A 19086-nucleotide genomic window follows, 5' to 3' on the forward strand; every position below is an offset into this window, starting at 1 on the left:
TCGAACAATGTCCAAAAAAATTGTAAAAGATTCTTGCGACCTCCGGAGCACGTTGCAATCATCGGCTCCGATCTAACAACGGAGCATGGATATGGCGATTATTGACAACCTGATCGGCGCCACCGGCCAGTGGGTGGCCAGTGCAGACCCGAAAGCCACGCTGACCAACCCCCTGGCCTGGCTCAAGAAGACCGGCGGCTACGCGGCGGTGAACAAAATCATCGGTCTGTCGATTCCCTTTGCGCCCCGGAACAACTTCAGTGTGGAGGAGGTCAGGCCGGGCTATGTGCGGGCGAAAATCCGGTTAAAAGGCAACAAGAACCACTTCGGCAGTCTCTATGCCGGCGCCTATTTCCTGGTGGCCGAGATACCCGGTGGCGTGCTCACGCTCTTTGACCTGGGGCCGGCTTACACACCGATTCTCAAGGAAATGACACTGCAGTTCCTGCAGCCGGCCAATTCCGATGTCACCGTGGAGTTCACACTGCCGCCGGAAACGGTGGCTGCCATTCTTGCCGACGCCGACGAAACTGGCCGGGCCAAATTCACCCTGGAAGGAACGCTGATGGATCAGGAGGGCAACCATGTGGCGACCTCCATCGCCCATTACCGGGTGCGCAAGAAGGGCTTTAAAGCGGAGGCCTGAGAATCAGGCCTGATCCAGGCCGGCAATAGTCTCGAGGAAAATCTCGCCGTATTTCTCAAGCTTGGCAGCGCCTACACCGCTGACTTCGGCCAGCTCATCCAACGTGCGCGGCTTGCGCTCAAGCATTCCAAACAGGGTGGTGTCATGAAAAATGACATAGGGGGGCACGCCCTGTTTGTCGGCCAGTTCTTTGCGACAGGCCCTCAGAGCTTCCCAGCCGGCCTGGTCGGTAATCTGGTCTTTGACCGGAGCGCTGGCGCGGCCACCGGAAGCGCGACCTGCCGCTTTCTTGACCACAGGGTCCTTGCGCAGCTCAATGGACTGGCTGCCTTTCAGCAGAGGCCGGCATTGCTCCGTTAACTGGAGTGCGCCGTAACCTTCCGGATCGGCCCGCAGGTAACCGTTGGCCACAAGCTGACGAAATACCGATTTCCACTCGTTGGCGCTCAGTTCGGTTCCGATACCGTAGGTGGAGACCTGATGGTGTCCGGATTGCAGAATCCGCTCGTTCTCTGAGCCCCTGAGTACATCAATCAGGTAGGTCACGCCAAAACGCTGGCCAGTACGGAACACACAGGACAGGGCTTTCTGAACGGCCACGGTTCCATCCCAGGTTTCCGGCGGGTTCAGGCAGGTATCGCAGTTTCCGCAGGGTTCCTCCAGCTGATCTCCAAAATAACGCAGCAACACCTGACGACGGCAACTGGTGACCTCACAAAGGCCCAGCATGGCGTCCAGCTTCTGGCGTTCCACCCGCTTGAAATGGTCGTTGCCCTGGGAGCTTTCCAGCATCTGCCGCAGCTTGATCACATCCTGCAGGCCATACACCATCCAGGCAGTCGAGGGCTTCCCATCCCGTCCGGCCCGCCCGGTTTCCTGGTAGTAGGCTTCGAGGCTTTTTGGCAGATCCAGATGGGCGACAAAACGAACGTCGGGTTTGTCGATGCCCATGCCGAAAGCAATGGTGGCAACGATGATCACTCCGTCCTCACGGAGGAATCGCTCCTGATGGTGCGCCCGCTGTTCCGAGGACAGGCCGGCGTGGTAGGGCAGTGCGGTATATCCTTTCTGGGCCAGGGTTTTTGCGGTGGCGTCCACCTTGTTGCGGGAAAGGCAATACACGATGCCGCAATCACCTTCGTGTTCAGCTTTAATAAAGTCCAATAACTGCTTGTTTGCATTTATTTTTGGTGCAATACGGTACTGAATATTGGGGCGATCAAAGCCACTGACAAAGTGCCTTGCCTCGGTCAGTGACAGCCGTTCCGCGATTTCCTTTCGGGTTCGCTCATCGGCCGTTGCCGTCAACGCAATGCGCGGGACACCGGGAAATTGCTCGGCGAGCATGCTCAGCTGGAGGTAATCGGACCGGAAGTCGTGGCCCCACTGGGACACACAATGAGCTTCGTCTATGGCGAATAAAGAAATGGAAGCGTCATGAAGCAATTCGATTGTACGTGGCTGTATCAGCCGTTCCGGTGCGCAGTAAAGCAGGTCCAGCTCACCCGTCATCAGGGCGTACTCGGTAGCCCGGGCCTGCTCGAAATCCATTGTGGAGTTAAGGAATGCAGCCCGCACACCGAGCTCCTTCAGTGCCGCAACCTGGTCCTGCATCAACGCAATCAGAGGCGATATCACAATGGCCGTACCGGAGCGGACCAGAGCCGGCACCTGATAACAGAGGGATTTACCACCGCCCGTAGGCATGAGCACCAACGCGTCGCGGCCTTCCGAAACTTCCCGGATGATGTCACCCTGCAGCGGCCGGAACGATTCGTAACCGAAGACTTCGTGCAGCACCTGTTCCGGATCCCTGCCCGAGTTGGTGGGGCGCTCGGTGGAAAGCTGTTCGAAATCCTGATCAAGATACATAGAGTAACCGGTTCATCGGCCAGGAGCCGCTGTGTTGATACGGGTGGAATGCCGGGTTCGGCGCGGTGGCCAATGATACCAGATTAACCCTGACGATTGGCCAGCAAACCGGTGCTCCCGATGGAGGCAAAGTAGTGTAAGAAACGCTACAATACCGCGTTTTTGAACCACCAATTCACGCCAAACTGTGACAGACACTGATAATAACAGGGCTTCCATGCAGGAATTTGATGCCATCCGTCCCTATCTGGACGAAGAAACCGGCGCTGCTATTAACCGCCTGGTCAATGATCAGGAATTTCTGGATATGGTCGGTCGATTCAAGTCACCGACCCTGGCACGCTGGGCGCCAGCCGTGTTGCGTGTCTTCACTCGTCGTTGGCTCAGCAGCCATTTCGGCCACTACAACCGCGTTGATGACCTTCAAGCGGGGCTCTCCGGTTATGTTGGCGAACTGGTGGATAACACCACCACCCGGGTAACGACCAGCGGCCTGGAGAATCTCGACAAACACAGTGCCTACCTGTTCATTTCCAATCATCGGGACATCGTGTTCGACCCCATGGTCGTGAACTACCTGCTGTTCCAGAACGGTTTTCACACCACACGGATTGCCATTGGCGACAATTTGCTGGCGAACCGGGTATTTGCCGAAATGATGCGGCTGAACAAAAGCTTTGTGGTTCGCCGCAGCATGACCAGCCCCCGCGAAATGCGAGACGCCTATATCACCCTCTCGGGCTTCATCAACCACAGCATTGATACCAATCACAGCATCTGGATTGCCCAGCGGGAAGGGCGGGCGAAGGACGGCCTTGATTTCACCGATCCGGCCATCATCAAGATGTTCTACATGAGCCGCAAGAAAAGCGGGCTCAGTTTCGCCGAAGCCATGAACCGTCTGCACGTCGTGCCTGTATCAATAGCGTACGAATATGATCCCTGTGATGCCGACAAGGCGCAGGAACTTGAAACCCGAGCCAGAACCGGCCAGTACGTCAAGCGCGAAGGCGAAGACACCGAGCAGATCATGAAGGGGCTGACCGGCTTCAAGGGCCATGTGCATGTGCACTTTGGTGCGCCTATTCATGATTCACCGGATAACCCGAAAGACCTGGCGACCCGTATAGATAGGGAGATGCATGCCAATTACCACCTGCATGCCTCGAACCTGGTCGCCTACCAGCAGCGCGGCCTGCACCCCGAGGCCCACAATACGCCGGATACCGTAAGCGACTCGGTCGTAACGGCAGAAACCTGGTCGCCGGCGGAAATGGAAGCCGCCGCAGCTGAGATGGAACGGCGCCTTGAGGCCTGCGATCCGGCCATACGGCCGTATTTGCTGGATATGTACGCCAATCCGGTAGTCACCGCACTCGAAGCCAATGCCGAAAAGTCCGGCGAGACCGAATAATCAGGCACCACTTTTTCCGACAAGAGGTAACCCGTGCAGGATCTTCAGTACATCGAGATTGAAACCGGAGAAAACCCCACCGCTGCCGTCATCTGGCTCCACGGCCTCGGCGCCAGCGGCCATGACTTCGAACCGGTGGTTCCGGAGCTGGGCCTGCCGGCGGAAGCCGCTGTGCGGTTCATTTTTCCGCACGCGCCCAACCTGCCGGTCACTATCAATGGCGGTATGTCCATGCCAGCCTGGTACGACATCAAGGCCATGGACATTGACCGGGTAGTGGATACCGAACAACTGCGTGAATCCGCAGATGCCGTGGCTAAACTGGTGGAGCGTGAAATCGAAAAGGGCGTTCCGGCCAACCGGATCATCATCGCCGGTTTTTCTCAGGGCGGGGCGGTTGCCTATGAATTGGGGCTCAGTTATCCAGAGCGCCTGGGCGGTATTCTGGCGCTTTCAACCTATTTCGCGACCGCAGAAACCGTTCAATGTTCAGAGGCTAACGCCGATGTACCCATCAGTGTGTATCACGGCACCTTCGACCCGATGGTGCCGGAAGCGTTGGGCGTGCGCAGCGTCGAAACCCTGAGGGACATGGGCTACGACCCCGCATACCACACCTTCCCCATGGAACACAGCGTGTGCCTGGAGGAAGTGCAGGATATCGGCCGGTTCATTCGCCGGCATCTGCTCTGAGACATTGCCATGCTCGGGTTCAGACCCAGAGCATGGCACCCATTTCCAACGGATGGGTCAGCGACTGGTGGTAGGGATACATCCGCAGCCTGAGCGTCTGCAAGCCGGGATAGGGTGGCTGCACGCGGGTTGAAAAAACCGTCTGGCCATTCGATTCGCTCTCCTTCTCCAGGAAGAAACTGCCCGGCCCCGGGCTCTTGTGTGTGCCTGTGCACTCGGGGCTTACCAGGCATTCAACCCGTACATCATCCGCATCCAGGCCATTGAGCGAGGCTTCCACCCGAAGCTCTACGGCGCCGTCATGTGGGCACCGGCACTCAACGCAGCCAACCACCCGTAATTCCACACCCGGCCAGGCCTGTCGAACCCTGGCCTTCCAGTCTGCCAGAGCGATAGCGACCTGGCCGTGGTCGGCCATTAGCAGCGCTCCCTGGGACGAGGCCGGATGGTAATAGTTGTTCACGTAATCCATCACCATGCGCTGGGCATTGAAACGGGGCGTGATCGACTTCATCGAGGCCTTGGAGCGTTTGACCCAGCCCCTGGAAAAGCCCTGGGACGCACGATCGTAATACAGCGGAACGACCTCGAATTCGATCAAATCGATCAGATCCCGGGCCTCTTCTTCGTTCCGGAACTCCGGATCAAGTTCCGTATCCCGAGGCGGTATCCCCCAGCCATTCTTGCCGTCGTAACCTTCGCCCCACCAGCCATCAAGCACACTGAGATTGAGAGCGCCATTCAGGGCGGCTTTTTCCCCGGAGGTGCCACTGGCTTCCTTCGGGTATTCCGGGGTGTTAAGCCAGACGTCCACGCCGCTCAGCAGGCGCCGCGCCATGGCCTGGTCATAATCTTCCAGCAGGATCAGGTGCCCCATCAACGAGGGGTGCATGGACAGGTCATGTATGACCTTGATCAACTGCTGGCCGGGCTTGTCCTTCGGGTGGGCCTTACCGGCGAAAACCAGCACTACCGGGCGATCCGGGTTGGTTAGAATCTGCTCCAGCCGCTCCAGATCTGAAAAAATCAGCGTTGCGCGCTTGTAGGTGGCGAACCGTCTGGCAAAACCGATGACCAGGGTGTCTTTTTCGGAAGAAATCAGCTGACGGGTCATCCGTTCAGTCACTGAATGACCGGTACCGTTGCGCTTATGCTGGCGCTTCAGACGACGGACAATATACTCCCCCATCTGCTGTTTGAGTGCCTTGTGGACACTCCAGTAGTGATAATCGGGAATCTGGTCGATAAATTCCCAGAACTCCGGGTTTCTCAGCTCGCTTTTCCAGGTGGGCGCCTGAATATCAAAGAGGCTCGACCACTCCGGAGCCAGAAAAGTCGGCACATGGACGCCGTTGGTAATGTAGCCAATGGGATTTTCCGATGGTGGTACCTGGGGCCAGATATCGCCTTCCATAAGGGATGCAACACCCCCATGAATCCTGCTGACACCGTTATGAAACCGGGAACCTCGCAGTCCGAGGCTGGTCATGTTGAAACTGTCGCCTCCGTCCTTCGAGCCAAGGGCAAACACCCTCTCAAAATCCAGTCCGGCCTCCTCAATGTAACGACCGAGGGCGTGGTGAACCAACGCTCTGGTGAAAATATCGTGACCAGCGGGCACCGGGGTATGCGTAGTAAACAGCGTGGCGCCGGCAACCGCTTCAAGGGCGGCGTCGAAGCTCAGGCCCGAGGCCATGGTGTGTCGGCAGCGTTCGAGTATCTGGAAAGCGGCATGACCCTCGTTGATGTGCCAGACCGTGGGCTTGAGCTCCAGGGCTTCGAGAACCCGGGTTCCGCCAATACCGAGCAGCATTTCCTGGCTGATACGGGTGGATTCGTCGCCACCGTATAACTGCAGTGTCAGATCCTGGTCTTCGGGGCTGTTTTCCTCGGTATTGCTGTCCAGCAGGTACAACCGGATATGCCCAACCCGCGCTTCCCAAACCCGGGCCACGACATCCCGTTCCGGAAAGGGTACGGAGACCTTCAGTATCTGGCCGTCAATTTCTACCGGCGTGATTGGTAACTCATCGCTGGAATGGGACTGATAGCGGGCAATCTGCTGGCCATGAGCGTCGATACTCTGGATAAAATACCCCTGCCGGTACAACAAGCCCACGGCCACAAAGGGCAGGGCGAGATCACTGGCGGCCTTGCAGTGATCTCCGGCCAGAATGCCCAGCCCCCCTGAGTAGATCGGAAAGCTCTCGTGGAAGCCGAATTCGGCACAGAAATACGCCACCAGGGCATGCTCCGGATCCAGCTTCTCCGTCACTTCCGGGCCAGGGCCAGCCTCAAGATAGGCATCGTAGCTACTCAGTACCCGACGATACTCGGCCAGAAACGCCCGGTCTTCTGCAGCCTCGTCAAGACGGTCCTGGGCCACCCGGCGAAGGAAAAGCTTCGGGTTGTGTTCCACTTTCTGCCAGAGCCGAAGGTCAATCCGGGCGAACAGGCTGCGTACGCCGTGATCCCAGCTGTAAAACAGATCATTGGCAAGTTCCTCCAGCCTTTCCAGGGCTTCGGGAATCAGGGGATGAGCCTCAAGTCGGAATTCCGTCGCGTTATGCATGTTGATTGCCTCCGGGCGGGCACAGGCTCGCACTAATCCAGCTGTTGTTGATCTCGTTCATTCAGAATGCGCTGATACAGATCGCCATAGGTACGGGCACGCTGTTTCCAGGAATAGTCCGTCGCCATGCCGTTTTCCTGCAACCGGCGCCATTTTTTTCGGGTTTCAAAGGCGGCCAGGGCCCGATTGACCGTCGCCAGTAGTGGCTCAGCACTGGCGCCGGTGAAACTGAATCCGTTTGCCTTGTCTATTCCGGCCTCCTGCGGGTCTCTCACCGTGTCGGCCAACCCACCAACGGCATGCACCACCGGCACCGTGCCATACCTGAGGCTGTACATTTGGTTGAGGCCGCAGGGTTCGAACTTCGACGGCATCAGGAACAGATCGCACCCAGCGGTGATGCGATGGGAAAGCCCCTCGTTATAGCCCAGGGTAAGGGACATCTGCCGGGGCCATTGCCGCGCCAGCTGCTTGAGGGGTTCCTCGTAGCGGGCCTCTCCGGATCCCAGAATAACGAACTGGCAGTCCTGTTCCAGCAAATCCGGCATGACGCTGATCAGCCAGTCCACGCCTTTCTGCTCCACCAGTCGACCGATGAACCCCAACAAGGGCCCGCCATTTACCTCCAGTCCGAGCTCCCGCTGCAAACTGGCCTGGCACTGGGCCTTGTTCTTCAGATGATCCCGTCCATAGTGGAAGCCCAGTTCCGGATCTTCCTCCGGGTTCCAGACGCGGGTATCAATGCCATTGAGAATGCCGGTCAATACGTGCTGCCGATGCCGAAGCAAACCATCCAAGCCATTACCGAACTCCGGGGTCTGGATCTCGCGGGCATAGGTTGGGCTGACGGTGGTAATCCTGTCGCTGAACACCAGGCCGCCCTTGATGAACGAAAGCTGACCGTAGAATTCCAGCTGTTCCAGACGCCAGAGCGAGTCCGGCAGGCCCAGGGCCCGGAAGGTCTCATGGGAGAACAGCCCCTGGTAGGCGAGGTTGTGAATGGTAAAAACCGTACCGGGCCTGTCGTGGTAGGCTTCCAGGAACACCGGTATCAGCCCGGTCTGCCAATCATTGCAGTGAACCAGGTCGGGCTTCCAGCTTAATCCGGCTTCCCCCATGGCCATCATGGCGCCCACTTTCCCGAACAGCTCAAACCGGTGTGCATTATCCCACCAGTCTTTCCCTTCCTCGTTTTTGTAGGGGTCTCCGGGGCGGTCAAAAAGCGGTGGGCAGTCCACGAGCCAGAGCGTGACCGCAGTGCCCGGCAATCTGGCCTGCCATAGGCTGACGTTGTACTGACCCAGTTGGAACCGGGCCTTTCGGCGGCTGCCAGCCTTCCTGGCCGCTTTAAGCGCATCCGGGTAGCCTGGCAGGAGAATCTGGACATCGTATTCGAGCCTGCAGAGCGCTTCCGGCAGACTGGCAGACACATCGGCAAGACCACCGGTTTTCACCAGCGGGTAGACCTCACTGGTGGCGAAAAGCACCCGAATCATAACGCAGGCCTCAGGATAATCGCCCCCAGGGGTGGCAGGGTCAGTTCAAGGGACCAGTTCCGGTTCATCCAGGGCTGCTCGTCCGCAGGCATCGGGTAGGGGTTACCGAGGTTACTGCCGCCATAGTACTCTGAATCCGAGTTGAAGATTTCCCGCCAGGCGCCACCCTGAGGTAAGCCGATACGGTAGTGGTGCCTGGGCATTGGCGTGAAATTGACCACGATCACCGAGGTTTCGCCCTTGGCGGTACGCAGGAAGCTGATCACCGATTGGGGCGAATCATGGCAATCGATCCAGTCAAAGCCCTCAGGTCTGAAGCATTCCCCGTGCAGCGAGACTTCCCGGCGATAAATGCCGTTAAGATCCTGGACCAGTTTTCTCAGGCCCTGATGCCCCGGGTACTCAAGCAGGGACCAGTCCAGTTCCCGGGATTCGCTCCATTCCCGACGCTGGCCAAACTCGCCGCCCATGAACAACAGCTTGGCGCCTGGGTAGCTGAACATGAACGTGAACAGCACCCTTAGGGACGCCCGCTGTTGCCAGTCGTCGCCCGTCATCTTGTTGATCAGGCTGCCTTTGCCGTGAACCACCTCGTCGTGGGACAGCGGCAGCAGGAAATTCTCCGAGAACGCGTACAGCAGGCCGAAGGTCAGCTTGTCGTGATGGTACTGGCGGTACACAGGGTCCTGGCTCAGGTAGTCCAGGGTGTCGTGCATCCAGCCCATGTTCCACTTTAGATTGAACCCCAGGCCGCCGATCTCCTGAGGCCGGGTTACCCGGGGCCAGGACGTGGATTCTTCCGCACACACCAGTGTTCCCGGGAAACGACTCTGACAAACCCGGTTCAGTTCCCGCAAAAATTCTATGGCTTCCAGATTTTCGTGGCCGCCGTATTCGTTGGGCAGCCATTCACCTTCTTTGCGGGAATAGTTGAGGTAGAGCATGGACGCCACCGCGTCCACACGCAGCCCGTCGATATGGAAGGCGTCCAGCCAGAACAGCGCGCTGCCGATCAGGAAATTACGGACTTCGTGGCGGCCGTAGTTGTAGATCAGGGTTCCCCAGTCCTGGTGGCGCCCCTTGCGAGGGTCCTCGTGCTCATAAAGCGCGCTGCCATCAAAGCGGGCGAGGGCATGTTCGTCGGTTGGAAAATGGCCTGGTACCCAGTCCAGAATCACGCCGATGTCATGCCGGTGGCACTGGTCTACCAGGTAGCGAAGATCGTCGGGTGTGCCAAAACGACTGGTCGGCGCAAAATAGCCAGTGGTCTGGTAGCCCCAGGACTCGTCCAGGGGGTGTTCAGTCACGGGCAGGAGCTCAATGTGGGTGAAGCCCATTTCCAGCACATAGGGAATCAGCTGGTCCGCCAGCTCGCGATACGTCAGCCATCGTCCCGATCCGTGATGTCGCCAGGAGGCGGCATGTACCTCGTAGATGGAAATGGGGGAATCCTGCCAGTTCCAGCGGCCCCGGCGGGCAAGCCAGTCGCCGTCGCTCCAGCCAAATCGGCCCCGTTCCGTCACCACGGCGGCGGTAGAGGGCCTCAACTCGAAGGCCTGACCATAGGGGTCGGTTTTCAGAAGCTGATGGCCTTTCTCTGTGGTGATGGCAAATTTGTAGAGGGCACCGGTACCAATGCCCGCAATGAAGCAGGACCACACACCGGTGCCTTCGTGTAAAACCATGGGATGGGGACCCGAATTCCAGTGATTGAAATCACCGATCACACTGACCGCTTTGGCGTGTGGCGCCCAAACCGCAAACCGGACGCCCTCCACGCCGCGGCTTTTGCACAGGTGAGCACCCAGCACATTGTAGATGTGCCAGTGACGGCCCTCGGCAAAGAGGTGAAGGTCGAATTCGCTGAGCGTTGGGCTATCCATAGACCGTGCTGTTCCTGACCAAATGGCGCTTAGTTAAGCATCCTTGAATTGAACGTCGTTTCATTGGACGCGAACGGGCCTGTTTAAAAAATGACTCCAAGCAAGTTTACGTCATAATTCCGTGATAATGTTCTAATATAGTTACAGGCGTCAAAAACGTGGCAAACCCTTGCGGTTGAACTACCGATCACAGGGAAGTCTTAAGGGGAGCAGCTATGCAAACGGCCCAACGTTTCGTCAGTCGTCTCACTCGTCAAACCCTCGCGCTGGTTCTTGCCGGGGGGCGGGGTTCCCGCCTCCACGACCTCACTAAGTGGCGCGCCAAGCCGGCGGTGCCGTTCGGAGGCAAGTTCCGGATCATCGATTTTCCACTTTCCAACTGTATCAACTCGGGCATCGGCCAGGTTGGGGTGATCACCCAGTACAAGTCGCATTCCCTGATCCGGCATATCCAGCGCGGGTGGGGATTTCTCCGAGGGGAGATGGATGAATTTGTCGAACTCCTGCCTGCCCAGCAACGTATCGAAACTTCCTGGTATGAGGGAACGGCCGATGCCGTATTGCAGAACCTCGACATCATTCGCAGCCACAAGCCGGAGTATGTGCTGATCCTGGCGGGCGACCATGTTTACAAGATGGATTACGGCACCATGCTGGCCCATCACGTGGAGAACGATGCCGATATCACGGTTGGCTGTATCGAAGTGCCGATCGATGAAGCCTCTGCATTCGGCGTGATGTCGGTAGACGACGAACTGAGGATCACTGAATTCGTGGAGAAGCCGGAACAACCCAATCCGATGCCTGGCCAACCGGGCAAGGCCCTGGCATCCATGGGCATTTACGTGTTCAGCACCCAGGTCCTGTTTGATGAGCTGATGCGCGACCAGCAGATGGATGGTGAATCTTCCCACGATTTCGGCAAGGACATTATTCCTTCCGTGATCAAGCGTCTGAGGGTGATTGCGTTCCCATTCCGTAATCCGGTCCAGAACAAACCGGCCTACTGGCGGGACGTGGGTACCATCGATGCACTCTGGCAGGCCAATCTGGAGCTGATCGGCATCAGCCCGGAGCTGAATCTTTACGATTCCCACTGGCCGATCTGGACCTACCAGGAGCAACTGCCGCCGGCAAAGTTTGTGTTCGACGACGATAACCGACGGGGAATGGCGGTGGACTCCATGGTGGCCGGAGGTTGCATTGTTTCCGGCGCTCTTGTGAAACATTCCCTTTTATTCTCAGAGGTTAAGGTGCATTCCTTTAGTGAAATATCAGATTCGGTAATCTATCCCGATGTGGATGTTGGCCGCCACTGCCATATCCGCAATGCGCTGATCGATCGGGGCTGCCGCATTCCGGAAGGCACGCGCATCGGATTTGACGAGGCCGAAGACCGGCAGCGATTTCACGTTTCTTCGAAAGGTGTTGTGCTGATCACGCCAGAGATGCTCGGGCAGGATTATCCCCATGGCCTCTGACACAAAAACGCCGGTTGTACTCTGCTGGCATATGCACCAGCCGTCCTATCAGGATATGCGAACCGACCAGTTCCTGTTCCCCTGGGTGTATCTGCACACCATCAAGGATTACAGCGATATGGCAGCGCATCTGGAAGCGAACCCGGATGCGAGGGCGGTGGTTAATTTTGCACCGGTTCTTCTTGAGCAGATTGAGACCTACCTGATCCAGATTGAACGATGGCGGCATGGTGCCGGGAAGATCGGTGACCCATTGCTGGCCGCTCTGGTGGCAGAGCAACTGCCGGAAACCGGAACGCCGGCCTTCCTGGGCCTGATGGAGAAATCGCTCCGGGCAAACAGGGACCGGATTATCAATCGTTATCCCGCCTACAAGCGGCTTTCCGAACTGGCGGAGGTGTATCGCCAGAAACCTGAGCTACAGCGATATATTTCCAGCCGTTTTCTGTCTGACCTTCTGGTGTGGTACCACCTGGGCTGGATGGGGGAAACCATCCGGCGGGAGAATCATTGCATTCAGAGCCTTCAGGAAAAAGGCTATAACTTCACCATGGATGACCGACGAGCTTTGCTGGATGTGATTTTCGATGTGTTATCCGGAATCGGACCCCGATACCGGCATCTGGCCCAGAAAGGCCAGGTTGAGCTGTCCGTCAGCCCCTATACCCACGCCATGCTGCCATTGTTGGTCGACCTGGCATCCGCCCGGGAAGCGATGCCAGAGATTACCCTGCCAGACCACAGTCACTATCCGGGCGGTAAAGATCGGGCCGGGTGGCAGCTGCAACAGGCGAAAGCGGTGTTCCAGAGGTTCTTCGGTGTGGAACCCTCTGGCTGCTGGGCCTCTGAAGGCGGCCTAAGCCAGGCGACACTTGGTTTGCTGGATGAGCATCAGTTCCGTTGGACCGCCAGCGGGGATTCCGTGGTTCACAACAGCCTCAACCTGGCCCGGCAGGACGTTCCTGATCTGCCGGACGCCGGTATTCACCAGCCCTATACCTTCGGTGAATCCGCTACGACGGTGTTTTTCCGGGATGACGGCCTGTCTGATCTCATCGGCTTCACCTATGCCGACTGGCACGCCAGGGATGCCGTTGGCGATCTGGTTCATCACATGGAAAACATCGCTACACAGGCGAAAGGCAAGGCGCGCCCGGTTATTTCCGTGATTATGGATGGCGAAAACGCCTGGGAATACTATCCCGAAAACGGATTTCACTTTCTGAATGAGCTTTACCGGGTGCTGGCGAATCACCCGAGGCTGAAACTGACCACCTACAGCGATCTGGTGGCCCAACCGGTCGCGCAGCCGGTTCACCTGCCACATCTGGTGGCGGGAAGCTGGATCTACGGCACTTTCTCCACCTGGATCGGGGACCCGGACAAGAACCGTGCCTGGGATCTGCTCTGTGACGCAAAACACCACTTCGACCGGGTGATGGACAACGGCAGCCTGAATTCAGAGCAAAAAGAAGCAGCGATGCAACAACTGGCCATCTGTGAGGGCTCAGACTGGTTCTGGTGGTTTGGTGACTACAACCCGGCCCAGATCGTCAGCGACTTCGAACACCTGTACCGGCGCCATCTGGTAAACCTCTATGAAATGATCGGCTACCCGGCGCCGCCATCGGTTTTCCAGCAGTTGAGCCAGGGTAGCGGAGAACCGGCCAGAGGTGGAACCATGCGGCCGGGGCACGAAGCGGATAAACTGGCATGACGTCAGCCAACGCCAATGATCTGTTCAGTACACGCAGGGCGGGTGTATTGCTTCATCCCACCTGTTTACCCGGAACTCTTGGGGTTCTGGGCGCCGGAGCGCGTCGTTTTGTCGACTTCCTGGCCGCCAGTGGTATAACGGTCTGGCAGACACTGCCTATCGGACCAACCCACCTGGACCTCTCGCCCTACCAGTCCCTGAGCGCACACGCCGGCAATCAGGATTTCATCGACATGTCGGAACTCCTCCAGGCTGGTCTTCTGGCAGACGCGGAACTGGCGCAGCCCATCTCTGAATCCCGCCAAGAGCTTCTGGGCATCGCCGCCCAACGCTTTTTCGATGGGCAGGGTCAAGGCCCTAACGGCCTGGACCTGGCGGGTTTCGACGATTTCCGGGCCAGGAACGACTACTGGCTTGGCGACTTCTGCCTGTTCAGCGCCATACGTGAGGTTCAGGAGTCGCCGGGCTGGCTTCAGTGGCCGGAGCCATTGAGAGATCGTGACCCGGAGGCGCTCCAGGTATTCATCGATCAGAACCAGTCCCGGTTAGCGCGGATACGGTTCGAGCAATTCCTGTTCACGCACCAATGGCAGGCGCTGCGGGACTACGCGCGGAACAGGGGTATCCTGCTGTTCGGCGATATCCCCATATTCGTGGCTCATGACAGCGCCGATGTCTGGGCAAACCGGCATCTGTTCAAGCTTGATGCCCAGGGTGAACCCACGGTGATTGCCGGTGTACCTCCGGATTATTTTTCTCCTGACGGCCAGCACTGGGGCAATCCACTCTACAACTGGAATGCCATGGCGGGCGATGGCTACCAGTGGTGGCTGGAACGGCTGGAAAGCCAGCGACACCTCTTTGACCTGATACGGATTGATCATTTTCGGGGTCTGCAGGCTTACTGGGAAATACCGGCCGAAACCCCGCAACCAAGATTTGGCTACTGGGCTCCCGGCCCGGCGGATCATTTTCTACAGGCCTGCTTCAGCCGGTTTCCGGATTTGCCGCTGGTGGCAGAAAACCTGGGTATTATCAGCGACGATGTGGAAGAACTGCGTAAACGTTTCCGGCTGCCGGGAATGACCGTCATGCAGTTTGGATTCGACGGCAGTCCGGACAATCCTCATCTGCTCCACAACCATCAACCCCGTGATCTTGTTTACACCGGCACCCACGACAACGACACCACACTGGGGTGGTATCGGAGTCTCGACGATCACACCCGGCGCAACGTGAATGACTACCTTGGTACAACCGGTGAGGGCATGCCCTGGCCGGTCATTGAGGCTGCGTTCCGGTCCGTCTGTTCTCTTGCGGTTGTACCCATGCAGGATTTTCTGGGGCTGGGAACAGAGGCCCGATTCAACACGCCGGGAACGATTGTAAATAACTGGATCTGGCAATTGGACTGGAATTTTAGCGAGGAAGACTTGTCTAAACGCATTACCGCAGCGGTACAGCGACATGGGCGCCTCCCCCAAGACTGACCATTTTTTGATCAGCATCAAAGAGGCGCTCCCAAACCTTCGATATAAAACACAGGCAGTATCAACAATTGGCGTTCTTGATGAGTCACTAGGGGGGAACATGGAACACAGACTCAGTAAACGCGTACAGGGAAAGCTTGGTCTGCTGGTATACAAAAGGGGCATGCCAGTGGCAACCGGACAGATCCGGGATGCGTCCAAACGTGGACTGTTCATTGCCACAGATTACACCGATGTTCAGTTAAACCAGACCGTAGAACTGGAATTTCGTTTTCCTGATACCGAGGAAAAACGGTTCCGTCGCCTGAAGGCCCACGTAGTCCGGAAATCCGACAGAGGGCTTGGCGTCGATTTTGAAGGCGTCGACAACGACAGTTTCACCATTTCTTCACTGATCCGCTGGCTGAAAAGCCATCATATGCCAGTCAACTATTTTCCGGTTCGCAGGCAACAAGCCTACTGAATACACAAGGGAGATGTCTCATGGAACGACTGAAAGGTAAGGTTGCCGTAATCACAGGCGGCGCCGTTGGTATCGGGGCCGCGACCGCAACCCGCATGGCAGAAGAGGGCGCCGCTGTCGCCATACTCGATTGCCAGGACTCCGAAGGTGAAGCTCTGGCCAAACAACTTGCAGACCGGGGATTCAAGTCCGGTTACTGGCATTGTGACGTCAGCAAGGAGCAAGAGGTAAAGCAGGTTCTGGATGACGTGGCCAAACACTTCGGAAGCCTGACCGTTCTGGTGAACAATGCCGGGATCGCAGGTGCAAACAAGCCCACCCATGAACTCACCGAGGAGGAGTGGGATCTTGTGCAGAATGTGAACGTGAAAGGTGTGTTTTTTTGCACCAAACACGCCATTCCCCACATGAAAAAAGCGGGTGTTGGCAGCATTATCAATCTGTCGTCCATCTACGGTCTGGTGAGCGCCCCGGATATTCCGCCCTACCATGCGTCCAAGGGTGCGGTGCGGCTGATGTCGAAAACCGATGCTCTGTTGTATGCAACCGAAAACATTCGTTGCAATTCCATTCACCCCGGTTTTATCTGGACCCCGCTGGTTGAGGCCCACCTCAAAACCACTGGGCAGGACCCGGAAGAAGCGAAAAAAGCGACAGCGGCGATGCATCCCGTGGGTCACATGGGTAAACCGGATGATATTGCCTGGGGAGCGGTGTACCTCGCCTCCGACGAATCCGGGTTCGTGACTGGCAGTGAACTGGTGATTGACGGCGGATACACCGCTCGCTGACCCTTGTACCCATAAGACCGGAGCCTGAATTTGACCCTGGCAGCCTATACCCCGCGGTCCTTGCCGGATTCACTGAACGGACTGTTTGAGCTGGCACTGGACCTGCGGTGGACCTGGCACCACGGGACAGACGAACTCTGGCGCGCCCTGGATGCGGAAATCTGGGATGCCACCCGAAACGCCTGGCTGGTTCTGAACAGCGTATCCGGTGAACGGCTGGAAGAGCTCGCTGATGACCCTGAATTCCGGGAGCGATACCAAAAGCAGATGTCGGCGCACCATGCGTTTCTTAAAGCCGACACCTGGTACGCCTCCGGGTGCAAGGGTGACCTTGGTGAGGGCGTCGCCTATTTCTGTATGGAATACGGGCTGAGCGAGTCCCTTCCACTCTACAGCGGCGGTCTGGGGGTGCTTGCCGGCGATTTCCTGAAAGCCTCCAGCGATCTCGGCGTGCCGGTGATGGCCGTAGGCCTGCTTTACCAGCAGGGTTATTTCCGGCAAGCCATCAGCACCGATGGCGAACAGCTCGAATTCTACCCTTACAACGACCCGACCATGCTGCCCGTTGCTCCGCTAAGGGACGACGATGGCCAGTGGGTGAGGGTGGTTGTTCCCTTCCCGGGCCGCAACGTGCGCCTGCGCGCCTGGAAAGCCCAGGTAGGGCGCTGCGACCTGTTGCTGCTTGACAGCAACGACCCGCGCAATGAACCCGGCGACCGCGGTATCACCAGTGAGCTCTATACCGGCGATCCGGAAAAACGCCTGCAGCAGGAAATGGTGCTCGGAATCGGGGGCTGGCGACTATTGAAGCAACTGGGCCGTACGCCTGCTCTCTGCCATCTCAATGAGGGCCATTGCGCCCTGGCTCTGGTTGAGCGCGCATTCAGCTGGCAGGACCTACACGACAGCGATTTCCAGACAGCCCGAACCGCCACCCGGGCAACCAACCTCTTTACCACGCACACCTCGGTGGCCTCCGGGTTCGACCATTTTTCACCCTCGCTGCTGCGCCTGTATCTGACACCTTGGCTTGAGGGGCGCGAACTGAACGTCGACCAGCTGCTCACATTGGGAAGCGAAGACACACCAAAGGGTGATCAGCCCGGTAGTTCAAAACTTAACATGGCGTTGTTGGCACTGAATATGAGCGGACGCTTTAATGGTGTCAGCCGTATCCATCAAAGAGTGACTCAGACCATTTTCCAGCCGTTCTTTCCCCGCTGGCCAGCGGACGATATTCCAGCGGATTTCGTGACCAACGGTGTTCATACCCCCAGTTGGGATTCACCGGAATCCGACGCAATCTGGACCCGGGCCTGCGGCAAGGACAGGTGGCGCCGCCCGCTTGAGAAATCCTGTCCGATGACAGACATCACCGATGAGGCCCTCTGGGAGATGAGGCGTCTGCAACGAACCCGCCTGGTGAGTTACCTGCGCCGGCGGCTCTCAAGCCAGCATTGCGAACAGAACCCTGGCCACAACCATGCTGCCGCCTGCGGGCTGTTACTGGACCACGAAACCCTGACTCTGGGCTTCGCCCGGCGTTTTACGGAGTACAAACGACCGGACCTGCTGCTCAGGGACCAGGATCGTTTGCTCAAACTTCTGGCCAGCCGCGATCGCCCCCTCCAGATTGTCCTTGCCGGCAAAGCGCATCCCTATGACCTTCCTGGCAAGGACATCATCCGGCGATGGAAGGCGTTCTCAAGGCGGCCGGATGTGGAAGGCAAGGTGGTGTTCATTGAAGACTACGACCTGGGCGTGGCTAACCAGCTGATTCAGGGTGTGGATGTCTGGCTGAACTGTCCCCGACATCCCTGGGAGGCTTGCGGCACCAGCGGCATGAAGGTACTCGTTAACGGTGGGCTGAACCTGTCCCAGTACGACGGCTGGTGGGCAGAAGCCTGGAGCCAGGATGTGGGCTGGGCCATACGCCCTGGCGCAACGTTTGATGAACTGAGCGGCTCAAACAACCACGACCACGACCTTTCGGACATGAATGAGTTGTTTGATCTGCTGGAAAATGAGGTGATTCCGGGCTTCTACGATGTAGACAGCGAGGGTATTCCCCGAAAATGGCTGAGACGGATGCGCGCCAGTATGGATCAACTGACTGCGGCCTATTCGGCCAATCGGATGGTGCGGGAGTACGTAGAGCAGTTTTACCTGCCCATGGCGGAGAAAGGAAGCCATCGCAGCACGGAAACCGCGAAAGCGCTGCTGAAGGAGCACGGGGATATCGCGCGGCACTGGCCGCGACTGAGATTCAACAGCTTTGCTGTCCGTGAAACCTCCCAGAGCCAGACCTGCACCGTGGAAGTCTACCTCGACGGCATCGACGAGCAGCGAATTGCCGTGGAACTGGTGGCGGAAACATCAGAGTATGGGCCAAGGACCGTCACTGCCATGGAGATGAAACATCCGCTTAGTGGTTCTCCCCATACCTACCTGTACGAGTGCACGGTGCCCTCGCGCCCGGAGGGGCACTACACCCCACGCCTTCGGGTACAGGATGACCGCCTGAACCTGCCTCTGGAGAATCCCGCCATACTGTGGCTCAGGTAATCC

At 57.8% G+C, this 19086-nt stretch carries 13 protein-coding genes; 9 read left to right on the top strand and 4 right to left on the bottom strand.

Annotated features, from left to right (window positions below; genetic code table 11):
- Window positions 1-91: 91 nt before the first annotated feature.
- Window positions 92-646: a PaaI family thioesterase gene (locus ACESMK_RS11045; RefSeq protein WP_372998227.1), complete on the top strand. Its 555-nt coding sequence runs from the start codon at window positions 92-94 to the stop codon at window positions 644-646.
- Window positions 647-649: 3 nt separating this feature from the next.
- Here ACESMK_RS11045 and recQ read toward each other — a convergent pair whose 3' ends face one another.
- Window positions 650-2518, bottom strand: coding sequence for a DNA helicase RecQ (gene recQ / locus ACESMK_RS11050; RefSeq protein WP_372998230.1), 1869 nt, complete (start codon window positions 2516-2518; stop codon window positions 650-652).
- A 217-nt stretch (window positions 2519-2735) separates the two neighbouring features.
- Between recQ and ACESMK_RS11055 the strand changes: the two genes are divergently transcribed.
- Both ACESMK_RS11055 and ACESMK_RS11060 read left to right on the top strand, forming a co-directional pair.
- The gene (locus ACESMK_RS11055) at window positions 2736-3932 is read left to right on the top strand and encodes a lysophospholipid acyltransferase family protein (RefSeq protein WP_372998233.1); all 1197 of its coding nucleotides are present in this window, start codon (window positions 2736-2738) and stop codon (window positions 3930-3932) included.
- 33 nt (window positions 3933-3965) lie between these two features.
- Window positions 3966-4625 carry an alpha/beta hydrolase gene (locus tag ACESMK_RS11060; RefSeq protein WP_372998236.1) on the top strand — a complete coding sequence of 220 codons (660 nt, stop codon included), beginning with the start codon at window positions 3966-3968 and terminating at the stop codon, window positions 4623-4625.
- Window positions 4626-4644: 19 nt separating this feature from the next.
- Here the strand turns inward: ACESMK_RS11060 and glgP (ACESMK_RS11065) are convergent, their stop codons facing one another.
- From glgP (ACESMK_RS11065) to glgB, 3 genes are read right to left on the bottom strand one after another with little or no spacing between them, the layout of a single operon-like run.
- Window positions 4645-7197 carry an alpha-glucan family phosphorylase gene (gene glgP, locus ACESMK_RS11065; protein ID WP_372998239.1) on the bottom strand — a complete coding sequence of 851 codons (2553 nt, stop codon included), beginning with the start codon at window positions 7195-7197 and terminating at the stop codon, window positions 4645-4647.
- 32 nt (window positions 7198-7229) lie between these two features.
- Window positions 7230-8693, bottom strand: coding sequence for a glycogen synthase GlgA (glgA, locus tag ACESMK_RS11070; RefSeq protein ID WP_372998242.1), 1464 nt, complete (start codon window positions 8691-8693; stop codon window positions 7230-7232).
- The gene (gene glgB / locus ACESMK_RS11075) at window positions 8690-10576 is read right to left on the bottom strand and encodes a 1,4-alpha-glucan branching protein GlgB (protein ID WP_372998245.1); all 1887 of its coding nucleotides are present in this window, start codon (window positions 10574-10576) and stop codon (window positions 8690-8692) included. Before glgB ends, glgA begins: the two co-directional genes overlap by 4 nt.
- A gap of 215 nt (window positions 10577-10791) precedes the next feature.
- On the opposite strand from glgB, the gene glgC reads away from it, so the two are divergent.
- The 6 genes from glgC (at window position 10792) to glgP (ACESMK_RS11105) (ending at window position 19083) form a co-directional block, all read left to right on the top strand.
- The gene (gene glgC, locus ACESMK_RS11080; RefSeq protein WP_372998248.1) at window positions 10792-12057 is read left to right on the top strand and encodes a glucose-1-phosphate adenylyltransferase; all 1266 of its coding nucleotides are present in this window, start codon (window positions 10792-10794) and stop codon (window positions 12055-12057) included.
- Window positions 12047-13774: a glycoside hydrolase gene (locus tag ACESMK_RS11085; RefSeq protein WP_372998251.1), complete on the top strand. Its 1728-nt coding sequence runs from the start codon at window positions 12047-12049 to the stop codon at window positions 13772-13774. The genes glgC and ACESMK_RS11085 overlap by 11 nt, the downstream gene beginning before the upstream one ends.
- Window positions 13771-15264, top strand: a complete 1494-nt coding sequence (gene malQ, locus ACESMK_RS11090) for a 4-alpha-glucanotransferase (RefSeq protein WP_372998254.1) — start codon at window positions 13771-13773, stop codon at window positions 15262-15264. Before ACESMK_RS11085 ends, malQ begins: the two co-directional genes overlap by 4 nt.
- Window positions 15265-15364: 100 nt before the next feature.
- Window positions 15365-15727 (top strand): PilZ domain-containing protein, encoded by a 363-nt coding sequence (locus tag ACESMK_RS11095; RefSeq protein ID WP_372998257.1) that lies wholly within the window; start codon window positions 15365-15367, stop codon window positions 15725-15727.
- A 20-nt stretch (window positions 15728-15747) separates the two neighbouring features.
- A complete protein-coding gene (locus ACESMK_RS11100; protein WP_372998260.1) occupies window positions 15748-16518 on the top strand; it encodes an SDR family NAD(P)-dependent oxidoreductase in 771 nt (256 codons plus the stop codon).
- Window positions 16519-16548: 30 nt separating this feature from the next.
- Window positions 16549-19083 carry an alpha-glucan family phosphorylase gene (gene glgP, locus ACESMK_RS11105; protein ID WP_372998263.1) on the top strand — a complete coding sequence of 845 codons (2535 nt, stop codon included), beginning with the start codon at window positions 16549-16551 and terminating at the stop codon, window positions 19081-19083.
- The last annotated feature ends 3 nt before the right edge of the window (window positions 19084-19086 follow it).

Source organism: Marinobacter sp. (genome assembly GCF_041687235.1).
Taxonomy (GTDB): Bacteria; Pseudomonadota; Gammaproteobacteria; order Pseudomonadales; family Oleiphilaceae; genus Marinobacter.

What these genes read in the sequence shown, in the direction of transcription:
- glgC (WP_372998248.1), top strand. Translation starts at nt 10,792, where the DNA reads ATGCAAACGGCCCAACGTTTCGTCAGTCGTCTCACTCGTCAAACCCTC.
- recQ (WP_372998230.1), bottom strand. Translation starts at nt 2,518, where the DNA reads ATGTATCTTGATCAGGATTTCGAACAGCTTTCCACCGAGCGCCCCACC.
- ACESMK_RS11085 (WP_372998251.1), top strand. Translation starts at nt 12,047, where the DNA reads ATGGCCTCTGACACAAAAACGCCGGTTGTACTCTGCTGGCATATGCAC.
- ACESMK_RS11055 (WP_372998233.1), top strand. Translation starts at nt 2,736, where the DNA reads ATGCAGGAATTTGATGCCATCCGTCCCTATCTGGACGAAGAAACCGGC.
- glgP (WP_372998239.1), bottom strand. Translation starts at nt 7,197, where the DNA reads ATGCATAACGCGACGGAATTCCGACTTGAGGCTCATCCCCTGATTCCC.
- ACESMK_RS11045 (WP_372998227.1), top strand. Translation starts at nt 92, where the DNA reads ATGGCGATTATTGACAACCTGATCGGCGCCACCGGCCAGTGGGTGGCC.
- ACESMK_RS11095 (WP_372998257.1), top strand. Translation starts at nt 15,365, where the DNA reads ATGGAACACAGACTCAGTAAACGCGTACAGGGAAAGCTTGGTCTGCTG.
- glgA (WP_372998242.1), bottom strand. Translation starts at nt 8,693, where the DNA reads ATGATTCGGGTGCTTTTCGCCACCAGTGAGGTCTACCCGCTGGTGAAA.
- malQ (WP_372998254.1), top strand. Translation starts at nt 13,771, where the DNA reads ATGACGTCAGCCAACGCCAATGATCTGTTCAGTACACGCAGGGCGGGT.
- ACESMK_RS11100 (WP_372998260.1), top strand. Translation starts at nt 15,748, where the DNA reads ATGGAACGACTGAAAGGTAAGGTTGCCGTAATCACAGGCGGCGCCGTT.
- glgB (WP_372998245.1), bottom strand. Translation starts at nt 10,576, where the DNA reads ATGGATAGCCCAACGCTCAGCGAATTCGACCTTCACCTCTTTGCCGAG.